Annotated in this window: 6 protein-coding genes and 2 pseudogenes; 1 reads left to right on the top strand and 7 read right to left on the bottom strand. The window is 38.6% G+C overall.

Translation table 11 applies throughout. The features are described 5' to 3' along the window. Positions 1 to 5: 5 nt before the first annotated feature. Together J2S10_RS25815 and J2S10_RS25810 are read right to left on the bottom strand one after the other, a co-directional pair. Positions 6 to 1,430 (bottom strand): PTS mannitol transporter subunit IICB, encoded by a 1,425-nt coding sequence (locus J2S10_RS25815; RefSeq protein WP_307413815.1) that lies wholly within the window; start codon positions 1,428 to 1,430, stop codon positions 6 to 8. Positions 1,431 to 1,765: 335 nt separating this feature from the next. Then, the gene (locus J2S10_RS25810) at positions 1,766 to 3,475 is read right to left on the bottom strand and encodes an NAD-dependent malic enzyme (RefSeq protein ID WP_370876292.1); all 1,710 of its coding nucleotides are present in this window, start codon (positions 3,473 to 3,475) and stop codon (positions 1,766 to 1,768) included. Between the two features lie 527 nt (positions 3,476 to 4,002). On the opposite strand from J2S10_RS25810, the gene J2S10_RS25805 reads away from it, so the two are divergent. Beyond that, positions 4,003 to 5,379, top strand: coding sequence for a purine-cytosine permease family protein (locus J2S10_RS25805; protein ID WP_307413813.1), 1,377 nt, complete (start codon positions 4,003 to 4,005; stop codon positions 5,377 to 5,379). 225 nt (positions 5,380 to 5,604) lie between these two features. Here J2S10_RS25805 and J2S10_RS25800 read toward each other — a convergent pair whose 3' ends face one another. The 5 genes and pseudogenes from J2S10_RS25800 to J2S10_RS25785 form a co-directional block, all read right to left on the bottom strand. Continuing rightward, positions 5,605 to 6,837, bottom strand: coding sequence for an MFS transporter (locus tag J2S10_RS25800; protein ID WP_307413812.1), 1,233 nt, complete (start codon positions 6,835 to 6,837; stop codon positions 5,605 to 5,607). A 53-nt stretch (positions 6,838 to 6,890) separates the two neighbouring features. Continuing rightward, a pseudogene (locus J2S10_RS27635) lies at positions 6,891 to 7,008 on the bottom strand (ROK family transcriptional regulator); the annotation flags it as partial. A gap of 147 nt (positions 7,009 to 7,155) precedes the next feature. After that, a pseudogene (locus J2S10_RS25795) lies at positions 7,156 to 7,317 on the bottom strand (response regulator transcription factor); the annotation flags it as partial. Between the two features lie 400 nt (positions 7,318 to 7,717). Further along, the gene (locus J2S10_RS25790; protein ID WP_307413810.1) at positions 7,718 to 10,888 is read right to left on the bottom strand and encodes an ATP-binding cassette domain-containing protein; all 3,171 of its coding nucleotides are present in this window, start codon (positions 10,886 to 10,888) and stop codon (positions 7,718 to 7,720) included. 560 nt (positions 10,889 to 11,448) lie between these two features. Continuing rightward, positions 11,449 to 12,009: a hypothetical protein gene (locus J2S10_RS25785; RefSeq protein WP_307413808.1), complete on the bottom strand. Its 561-nt coding sequence runs from the start codon at positions 12,007 to 12,009 to the stop codon at positions 11,449 to 11,451. Between the last annotated feature and the right edge of the window lie 107 nt (positions 12,010 to 12,116).

Below are 12,116 nucleotides of genomic sequence, written 5' to 3'. Positions count from 1 at the left end.
TTACATTAACTGGTTTTTAAACCATTTACTAATTCGTCATACTTTGGACTATTTAAGAAGTTTTCAACCGAAATATGAGTTGCATTTGGAAGCTTTGCTTTTGCTCTGTCGGTTAAATCTTTATGCGTAACAACAACATTAGCATCCGCAGGCAGATTATTAATGGCCGTGTTAATTACCGTTATATCTAATCCTGCTTTTTTCACTTTATTTCTTAGAATTGAAGCTCCCATTGCACTGGAACCCATTCCGGCATCACAGGCAAACACAATTTTGTTCACTTGATCAGGATTAAATACAGCTTGAGTGTTATTTAACACGGCAGTAACCGTGCTCTTCTTGCCTTTCATTTCTTCCATCTTCGCTGTGGCAGAGGTTAAATCCTCTTCTGCCGCCGCCTTGCTTGTTTTTAAGATTAATGACGATACTGCAAATGATACTGCTGCTGCTACGATAACCCCTGCAAGCGTACCCACATAACCGCCTTTTGGCGTCATGGCTAGAAGGGCAAAAATACTTCCAGGAGAGGGAGCTGCTACTAGACCTGCATGGAATAAGGTAAAGGTGAATACCCCACTGACACCGCCAGCTATAGCTGCAAGAATTAACATTGGTTTCATTAAGATATATGGGAAGTAAATTTCATGAATACCACCTAGGAAGTGAATGATCACTGCACCGGGTGCCGTTTGTTTTGCTGTACCTTTACCAAACAGCCAGTATGCTAGTAAAATACCTAATCCCGGACCAGGGTTTGTTTCAAGCATGAAGAGAATCGATTTTCCGGTATGCGTTGCTTGTTCAACACCCAATGGACTTAAGATTCCATGGTTAATAGCATTATTTAAGAATAATACCTTCGCTGGTTCAATAAACAGGTTTGCTAATGGTAATGCATGATGATCGACAATAAATTGCACACCTGAAGCTAAAACCTTACTTAATGCTTCAACAACCGGCCCAACACCTTTGAATGCTATTAATGTTAAAGCACCACCGATAATTCCTGCAGAGAAGTTATTGACAAGCATTTCAAATCCAGCCTTAATTTTTCCATGAATGAGCTTATCAAAGCCTTTAATCGCAAATCCACCGATAGGTCCCATGATCATTGCTCCAAGGAACATCGGAATATCTGTACCTACGATCACACCCATTGTCGCAACGGCACCAACGACACCTCCGCGAATATCATAAACTGTTCTACCGCCGGTAAAACCAATCAATAACGGCAATAGATAGGTAATCATTGGACCAACCAGTTTCGCCAGCCCTGCATTCGGCATCCATCCTGTTGGAATAAATAAAGCAGTAATAAGTCCCCAAGCAATAAAGGCACCGATATTCGGCATAACCATGCCGCTTAAATAACTGCCAAACTTTTGTATTTTAACTTTGACATCTTTGTTGTCTTTTACTGTCTCGTTCATTTTTCTTTTCCCCCTTCAACTTATTTGTTGAACTTTCTATCTTAATAGTAGAGCGCTTTCACCGCTGCTTCAATTTATACAAAAATGCATTTTGTCACTGTGATTGTTGCCAACATTAAAATATGCTAAGGACATTTTGTCGCTATAAGCTATAAAAAGAGAGGTAATCTCTCCTTTAAAATCAACCGGGTTTATTGCGAGATCCGTAACTGTGTGTCAGGGACGGATTTTCTTTGTGAGTAAAAACTGAGTAAATCGAGTATTAAAAAAGGGGTAGGCATTCCGCCCACTCCCTAACATTACTATCAATAACCTAGATTGAAACTGCCCCACACTCATGAAAAATGCTGTACCGCCTTGACGTGTCTATATTTAGGCTGCCATATCGCTTCGTGTACGGCTTGCTGAACGTCATTGATTTGCGAATTTGCCACGCCTTCAGAAATGGCGGACTTTACCACTTCAATAGCGACCGCTGCTGAAGTGATCCGCATGTCTTCAATCTTGGGTATCAATGATGCACCTGGCGCGCTAGTGTCAACCATCCCCGCCACAGCTTTTGCAGCAGCAACGAGCATGCCGTCGGTTACTCGCTCTGCCCGCGACACAATCGTGCCGAGTCCAATTCCAGGGAATACAAAGGCGTTATTAGCTTGCCCAATGATGTATGTTACCCCTTTGTAATGGACCGGTTCAAACGGACTTCCGGTGGCAACCAAGGCTTTCCCATCTGTCCATTTTATGAGATCGGCTGGTTTTGCTTCGGACTTATCCGTGGGGTTGGAGAGAGGCAAAATGATGGGGCGGGCTGTGTGAGCAGCCATTGCTTTGACAATTTCCTCCGTAAACGCTCCTCCAACCGTCGAAGTCCCGATAAGAATGGTGGGATGTACTCGCTGAACCACCTCTAGAATGCTAATCTTACCCTCTGCATCTTTATTCCAGTCTTCCACTTCTTTCACTGGTCGTGCAAAAGGCTTCTGAAAATCACGTAGGTCTTCCGTAGTTTGGAGCAACAGCCCCGGTCGGTCGATCCCCCAAAAGCTGCTGTTTGCTTCCTCTTGGGAAAGTCCCCCACGTACCATCTCATCGCGAATTTGTTCAGCAACACCGATACCGGCTGTCCCCGCGCCAAATACAACTATACGATGTTCCGACAAAGGAATTCCTGAAGCACGCGCAGCTGACAATACAACCGCCAGCGAAACCGCACCAGTTCCCTGGATGTCGTCATTAAATGTACAGATCTCATGCTTATATCTTTCAAGGATTGGTCTGGCATTTGGCTGTGCAAAGTCTTCCCAATGAAGCAGTGCATTTGGAAACATCTTGCTTGCTGTACGGACATACGTATCAATGAACGCATCATACTGTTCACCATGAATCCGTGGATGGCGAATTCCGACGTAAAGCGGATCATTCAGTAATTCTTCCCGGTTTGTGCCTACATCTAAAATGACTGGGATCACGCGGCGAGGGTCAACACCACCTGCAACCGTATACACGGTGAGCTTACCTAACGCAATGTCAATGCCGCCAACACCCCAGTCTCCGATGCCCAAAATACGTTCACCGTCAGTGGCTACAATGAGGTCAATTTCGTCAGCATAAGCACCGAAGTTAGTAAATGCTTCTTCAATACTGTCTGGATCGTCGATGGATAGATAAACACCAACAGGTCGACGATAAAGGTGGCTGTAGTGCTCAATCGTTTGACCGACTGTTGGGGTGTAGATAATGGGCAACATTTCACTCAAGTGCTCGGAAACCAGTCGATAGAATAAAACTTCGTTCCTGTCGCGAAGAGCCGATAAGTAAACATTTTTTAGCACATCCGTGGACTGACTAGAAAACTGTTGATAGGCTCGTTCAAGTTGCTGTTCAATGGTAAGAACAGTTGTAGGGAGAAGCCCGCGGAGACCCAGTTCACGCCGCTCCTCCGAAGTAAAAGCCACACCTTTATTGAGTTGAGGGGTCTTCAATACTTCAACCCCTCTTGCGCTGGTTTCAATAATTCCCTCTGGTTGTACTTTGAAATTACGTATCAACGTTCCCTTCCCCTTTTCCATAGCAGTTGTTTCATTAGCCATTATATTGTCCCAATAAAGGTTTAAAATACTCCTGTAGATCCTAACCATAATCTTTCTGACAAATCTATGGGGTAAGATATAACCAATCATTCATTAAATACGAAAAGGATGATGTTCCCTAATCGGATTGTGACATTACAAAAAATATGCTTGTTTTAAGGAATACACTAGTACAAATTTATTTTTATTTCAAAAATTCAGTAATCAATAACTGGAATGAATATAAAAATAATATATAAAATCTAAATAAAATGAAGAAAGTCAACCAAATATTATAGAGTGAAAATTACAAATAAATATAATTTTTACATTCTCCATATATATTCTACTATTTTATTTCTCCTTATCTAATTAGAATAAATTTAGCTATAGCTAAACAGTTTAATTAGGTTAAATGCATTTGAAAACGATTCCATAAAAAATAGGATTGAGGCACAGCATTGTAAAATTTAAAAAAAAGCTAAATTTATGGAGGGGTTTCAATGAATATTGAAAAACGAACGATAGAATTTATACCTGAGGAAGAAAGACATGGTAGTGTTCGCAATTTGTTTACGATTTGGTTCAGCGCAAATATGCAAGTAACAACTCTTGTTACTGGTGCCCTAGCGATTGAATTCGGTTTAAGCATATTTTGGGGACTCATTGCAGTTGTTGTAGGGAATCTGCTTGGAGCGATTTTTATGGCTTCCCATTCTGTACAAGGACCAAAACTAGGAATTCCTCAAATGATTCAAAGTCGTGCCCAATTTGGGGTAGTAGGTGCGGTTATTCCTCTTTTTGTTGTCATACTGATGTATATTGGATTTTTTGCAAGTAGCAGTGTGCTCGGTGCTCAGGCAATCAGCAGTGCATTTTCCATTCCTGTTAACTGGGGAATTGTTTTAGTGAGCATAATTGCACTTGTTATTACTATGATTGGTTATGATTTAATCCATAAGTTGGAGAGATATTTTGCTATTATTTTCGCTATTGTTTTTATTTTTGTTACTGTTGAGGCTTTTCGTCTTCAAATGCCTGCTCATATATGGTCACCAGGTCATTTTTCAGTGGGTTCATTTTTATTAATGGTTAGTATAGCAGCAACGTGGCAATTAACGTATGCACCATATGTAGCCGACTATTCAAGATATCTTCCAAGCAATACCCCATCATCAAAAACATTTGGTTATACCTATGCAGGAACTGTGATTGGAACGGTTTGGATGATGTCACTAGGTGTTATTCTTACGGCATTAATTCCTAAATTTTTAGATAATTCAAGTTTAGGGCTAGCAAAACTTGTTGGACCTCAATTAGCTGTTTTAATGTACATGGTGATTGTGCTAGGTGTGTTAGCGGTAAATGTGCTAAACCTTTACGGTGCATTTATGTCAATTACAACAACATTAGAAGCATTTACAAAATTAAAAGCAACAACTAAAGTTCGATTTTGGCTAGTTTTTGCAACTGCACTTATTGGAACAGGATTAGCGATATGGGGGAATGGAAACTTTTTAACTAATTTTGAGAATTTTATTCTTTTACTTTCTTATTTTATGGTTCCATGGACTGCTATTAACTTAATCGATTATTACCTTTTACGTCGAGGAGAATACAATGTATTGGATGTTTTTGATGTAAATGGGCAGTATGGAAAATTTAATTGGATTGCAATTATTGCTTACCTGGTTTCTTTTATTCTAGAAATTCCATTTGTGAATACGACCATGTATGTTGGACCAATTTCTAAAATTCTGGACGGGACAGATATTGCTTGGATAATGGGGTTAGTTGCTCCCTTAGTCCTATACTATTATCCAATGAGGAAGAAAATAAATCTATCAGTCAGTAATGAGGTAATTGCAAATAAACAATAGTCCAAGTAATTCAATAATGACACAGGTCATGAATTTAACAAATATTTAGGGTGGTGGGAGTCATCACCCGTTTTTTGTTTCACATTTTATTTTAATTAGCGTCATTTGTATATAATTCTCCAGCTAACATTTTCTCTTTTTCAGTTTTCATTTTAAATCACTCCTAATATATTTTCCTTTAATGTAAAAATAAGCAACTTTGTTATCTATTGAACCCCTACATGATTAAAATGCTGTTGAGCTTGTATCTTTCCTCTTTAATACATCCTTCTTTGTCAGTAAGGTATTTAATTTTTCTGAACTTAGGAGCATTGCTGCAACAAAAACAACAATACAAAATGGGAAGATTCCTATTGTTGAATGAGATGCAATGAAACCAAGAAGAGGTGGCATGAATGTACTACCTGTATAGGCAACAGCCATTTGATAACCCATAATTGTCTGGGAATGCTTCTTCCCAAAACGTGTTGGTGTTTCATGCAACATACACGGAAATATCGGTGCTAATCCTAGTCCAACCATAATAAAACCTACAAGCGAGAAAGTGGAATGCAGTGGTAGGAATAGAAGTGTGGCGCCAGTTAATGCTATTGTTTGCCCCATCCGAATGAGAGTACGGTTACTCATCTTAAAGGTAATAAAGCCTGTAATAAATCTACCAATTGTTATTCCTGCGTAATATAAGGAAACCCATTGTGCAGCAACCGCTACGGGTAACTCCTTGACATTTACCAAAAAGCTACTTCCCCAAAGACCCACTGTTGATTCAACTCCACAATAAAACAAGAAGGAGATCAAAGCCAGTTTAACTCCTTTAATTTGTAAAGGTTTTACATGTTTAACATCTTCATTATCAAATACACCCTTTGAATCTTCCGGCTCTTCATGTAAGGTGATATTGCTGTTTTTTTTCACTCTATTCCATAAGGGCAAAGTGAAGAGAAGGATTACAGTTAAGGTGAACTGAATTCCAGAGATTGCAAGATATCCATTTCTCCAAGAATGTTGTTCTGAAATAAACTGAGCCATAATGATAGGACCAAAAGTAGCTCCCACTCCCCAAAAACAATGTAACCAACTCATATGGTGTGCCTTATAATGTGTAGCAACATAATCGTTTAATCCTGCATCAACAGATCCTGCACCTAATCCAAGTGGTATGGCACATACAATTAACCAAACGACCGATGGAGCAAAATGAAATCCTAGCAAAGCACCAGCAGTCATTAAGCAACTGACAAATGTGATATTGCCAGTACCGAACCGTTTAAGTATCTTTCCGCTAGCTAAACTGGAAATAATTGTACCACCTGCAATCGTCATAAAAAGTAATCCAGCAGTCTCAAGTGGGGCCCCATAGTCCGATTGCATCACAGGCCATGCTACCCCCAACAATGAATCAGGTAAACCTAAGCTGATAAAAGCCAAATAAATGATGACTAAAAGAAATGTTGTCATATTTAAACCTCACCTTTAATTATTTTGTGGTCCATTGTGCTTTCCGATTTGTTTTACCTGCTTGTTCTATTCATCATGAGATCAAGTCCAAGACTTTGTAATCCATACAAATAATCTTGTTTCCAATCCACTCATTGTAAGCTCTGGAAGATGTTCTGACGGAACATATTTTGAGCTACCTATATTTAGTCATTATGTTTTTAATGCACGTAGTTAATAAAATTAAACCATCATCTATTAACACACTCGGTGCTTTTCCCTGTTCCTTTACTTCTCCCATACAATTAAAAACTGTATAATTCGTTTCTGTTCTCTCTAAACAAGTTCTGCCGGACTAAACGGCTTCGTTAAATAATCATCTGCTCCGTAACCTAAGCCTCTAATTTTATCAATATCATCGGTTTTGGCAGAAACAATGATGACCGGGATCTCTCTTTCGCTGCGGACTGCCTTTAAGATTTGGAAACCATCTTTATTTGGCCAGCAATAGCTTGCGGTTTTCTTCATATTCCTTCTGTATTTCTTCGCCTTTTTTCAATTTCTTTGCCATATTATTGAACGATACTATCAACGCTTGGATTTTGTTTTTTGTCGGATGGGTAATTTCTGTATCGTAATTTCCTTTTGCAATTTCTTCTACTCCCTTAGATTGAAAGCATTCATAAGGACTTTTGCTTTGATGGGCATGCTTAGATAATAAGTAGATTTTCTCCGTTCTTTTGTCTATCTAGATTGACACTTTTAATATTCTTTTAAACCAACAAGCTCCTCTTCAGAATAGCATAAATACTCATTTGCAATTTATTATTGCAAATGAGTTTTCTTCACTGACTGACATCTAGCTCTGTATTAAAATATCGCTTGTTTTATTAAATCTAATTTAATTATTTTGCTCAAGGCATTGGTAAACCGCCATCATATCTTGTTTATTCAACTCCCGAATACGATTGAAAATTGGAATATCACCAACGTCCTCCGTCCGTAAGCTTTCAGCCACAACATCACTTACGTTGCCAGTCAGCCATGTTTGCACGTCTAGACATGCGACGATTTCCTTTCGTCCTTCTTCATTAATGCCGCTTGCATGACAGCTAACACATGGTATCGATAATTTATAAACGCCATCATGGAGACCATCTTCTGAAATAACTTTCTTCCCTTTACAGAATGGACATGGATGACTTGCTTTAATCTTATTAATTTGGGTGACAATTTTTTTGAAACCAAACGCTTCATAGACATACGTCAGTTTTTTGTATTTTCCATTGGTGAAATACTTATCAATGATGGTTTCTCTCGTTTCGGTGATATTGGCAAAATCACAGATGGTAATCCGATTATGGACGCTGATGGATTCGATATTGCCTCTAATTCTGTCCCAGAATGGTAAGACATTTTGTAAAACCATTTCATAATGGGCAAAGCTTGCTTGATCCAGTTCAAGCATTTTCAGCGCGACTTGTGTTTCCCTAGGCAACAGGGAGACATCTTCCGTCAAAGCCATATCGCCGCCAACAATGGCTTTCAATTTTTCCAGTTCCGGTAACTTCCCTACTGTTTGCAAAACTTGATCAAGTGGCTGTTGAATAATCTCACGAATATCCGTGTCACCAAATTTAAGCTTTTTATGATGGTTTAGCACGGTTCCTTGACAAATCGGACAGGTAATCATCTCTTTGGATGCTTTCATATGCTCTTTAATAATCGATTTCGAAATAAACATATACCGCCCAATGATGATATTAAAGCCCTCCCATGTCCTCGACGCCTTGCCAGCTTTATCATAGAATGACTTTTCCCAATACCCGTATAAAAAGGTATGCTTTTCTGCTTCTGTCATCTCATTATAGCTTTTACTTATATCCTGACCGAGCTCATTCTTAATCTCATCAAAGAGGAATTGCAATTTTGGGTATTGATAGTATTTTAAAACCTCCATCACGTCTGGATGCAATAGGCCATCCCAGAATGGCACGGTTTTGTCCTTAATAACAACATCAATATCAAATTTTTCAATCACCCGGCGGCCCGAGCAGCATGGACAATGATTTTCTTGATAATAGAAATCGAAGCTTCTCGTATCTTTATTGGTCGGATGCGCCGCCACAATATGGTTGATCAGGCCGCCAATTTCATAGAGAAAACTATATTGGCTATACAAGTGCCGTTCCAGATCAATGGCGATAACGGGTGCAATTGTTTCAGATTCGTATTCACCATAAATCACACGGGCCATTGGTGATAAGCTTTTTAAGATACCGCCCTTATAGACGTTTTCTGCATTTTTAAAATAGACAATATGATTTTCTTTTAAGTAGTTAATTCCATTTTGTTGATTGAGTGTTGAAGAAATTTGCAATGGAGCAACTCTATCTGCACTGTTTTTTTGACGATAATAATCATCATGACTGACAACATCAAGATGTTGAACAGGTGCAAGCTGTCTTTTACCAAAATCAACGATAAAATCAGAGTTTTCTAGCATATAAGTATTATGTTCAATCATCATAATTGAGACAGATTCATCCTGCAGAATGACCCTGACACTATCAATGAATTGATTTAAAATATTTTGAGATAACCCTTTTGAAGGCTCGTCAAAAATAAACAGCGTATGCGGGTTTCTCGAGTTGGCAAACAGCTCAGAAACTAAATGAACACATTGAAATTCACCAGTCGATAAGGATTGTGTTTTTCTTTCTAACGTCAAATAACCAAGTCCAAGTTTGATTAATAAACTCAAGCGTTTATGAGCGATGTCTTCATTTGGCATTTCATCAATAATATCTTCAATCGAGCGCTGAAAAATATCATCAATATCCTCACTGTATTTGGTGAGTTTCTTTTTGATATCAAGAAAAGTCGCAACGGTTGACCGGCTGGTAATCGATTGGTTTCGATCTTGCCCCACCATGACCAGTTTATCTTTTGGATACCGCTTCAGAAAATCTTTGGACATACACTCATTGACAAGGGTCGATTTACCACATCCAGATTCACCCGTAAAGGTGACAAGTCTATTTTTGGGAATCTGAATTTCAGCCATTTGAATATTACGACAGTAAAGATCATGAAATTGATAGTATTCTGTTGGCATTGCCTGATTTCGTTCCCAAATAACAGGTTTTGGACGAGGTGATTCCTCGACAATTTTTCCGCCGTATTTACCACTGCCAGGTCCAAAGAACACTTGCTCATCCGTTGTGTCGAGTACCGTGTCAGAATGATCAATGAGCCAAATTTGATTCCTATAGCCTAATTGTTTAATCTCTTCTAAAATTTTTAAGAGTGTTTGATGATCGAGACCTACAGAGATTTCATCAATGATAATTACGGTATTTTCACTTGCCGCCATGAATTCTGCCAAGTAAAGCCGTGTTAATTCCCCTCCTGACAATGTACCCATGATCCGATTTAATGTTAAGTAACCAATATTCATATTGATAATATTTTTAAGAATATGCTGTTTCGCTTCACTAATATGTAAAACCTCTGTTAATGAATTAATAGATTCAATGCTTAAGTTGTTGATATCGGAAATAGTATGTGGTTTGCCAAATAATTCAATCGTATATTCTTCCACTTCCTGATTATAGCGATTCCCCTTACACTTTGGACATTCGACATTTTTGGTAGTTCCGCGTCCTTTACAATCCGGGCACCAGCCTAATGCATTATTAAAGGAAAAAACTTCTGGAGAAAGATTAAATTTTTCAGCAAGCCACACGCGTAACTCTTTAAAAACGCCCGTATGGGTACCAATCGTTGAGCGCGGATTGGAAGAAATCGATGATTTTCCGAGAAAAAGCACTAAAGGCATGTCTTCCATCTTGATGGCACTAAAATTGGTTTCCATAATATTGGAAAATAAATACTGGTATTCAGCCTTAGGCAATAAGGAAACGAGACGCTTCTTGGATTCTTCACCAATAGTTTGACAAAAAGTTGTTTTACCAGATCCAGACAACCCAGCAATTCCTAACGATTTATCTACTGGTAGTGCTGCATCTAATTTGTTAATATTGTTCGCAATTAATAGATTTATTTTCATAGTGATACCCTCTCCATTCTCTAAATCTAGTCTTGCCATGTTAGCACAACTTCAAATGAATTTGTTGTGTTTTTTTCGAATCTACAAATTCATACTAATTGCAGACGAAAATTTTTAAATTTCTCGTTATATATTCACTTATACCGTTTTGAAGAAACAATTTCCTGGCTCAAATCCAGCAATTAGTGGTCCTTTTTTCAACGCAACCCCACAAAGTTTTTATGCTAAATTATAATTATTTCAAAACTTGTTATTTAACTCAATTCTTTATTCCATTAAAAATGACGCTTTCCGTGTTCCGGAAAAGCGCCCGATTGCTGAAGATGGAAAATGTGAAAAAGCTACCAAAAATGGCACCTCAGTTATTTTACTAAAGCACCCGTTTGTTTAAGTGTATCATTTCACAAACCTTCAGTTATTTTAGCTTAATGCCTTTTATATCTTCAATAAATGAATGTAACTTAATATTTATTTTGTTACATTGGGATAACACCATGCCGGAAAAAGAAAGGACGACTGCATCAAGCAATCGCCTTCCATTCTGTAAGCTGTTTCGTTTGTTAGACCGAAATGATACCGCCTGTTGGGACTGGGACTGCTGGACCGGTTACTTCAATTTTTGCATCAACAAACAACGCATGAGGGAAAGTCGCCCCTGCATCATCAAAAGCCAAATCCGGTCCAGAACCAAATATTGTCCCAGCAATTACTTCAACGCTAAGTTTGTTTTTCATTTCCTTGCGGTCAATATCGCCCCAAAATGAAAAACGCCATGTTCCGAAAGCCAAAGCGGGACCGATGACTACGATGACGAGGGTATGGTGTGGGAGAACTGTTACAGTCCAGCTACCATTTGGTGGAGACGAAATTTCCGGGTTTTGAACGCCAGGAGCTACCCCAGGAGAGGAAAATTCCACTAGGAAATTCGCAGTAAGCAGTTTTGAACTCGGATTTTTGAAATAGATGTTGATCATAGTATTGGTATCTGGCACTTGGTTATCAACGGGCACATGAAATACACCAGTTGTAATTGCCTTCACCATTCTATTACCTCCTTTATTATCACCACTCTCTTCTGATGAACTTTCTTCTAAGAAATTTTCTTCAAAGTTGTTATTCAAATAAATCCTTCCTTTCAATCAATAAAATTCACTTAGGGATATCCATAAATAATATGCAAGAAGAGACAAAACTGCTTGTACACAAATCCATGAAACTACCTTTTGGA

This window comes from Neobacillus ginsengisoli, assembly GCF_030813055.1.
Note: the sequence above shows the minus strand (reverse complement) of the source record. Positions and strands in the feature narration are given on the sequence as shown.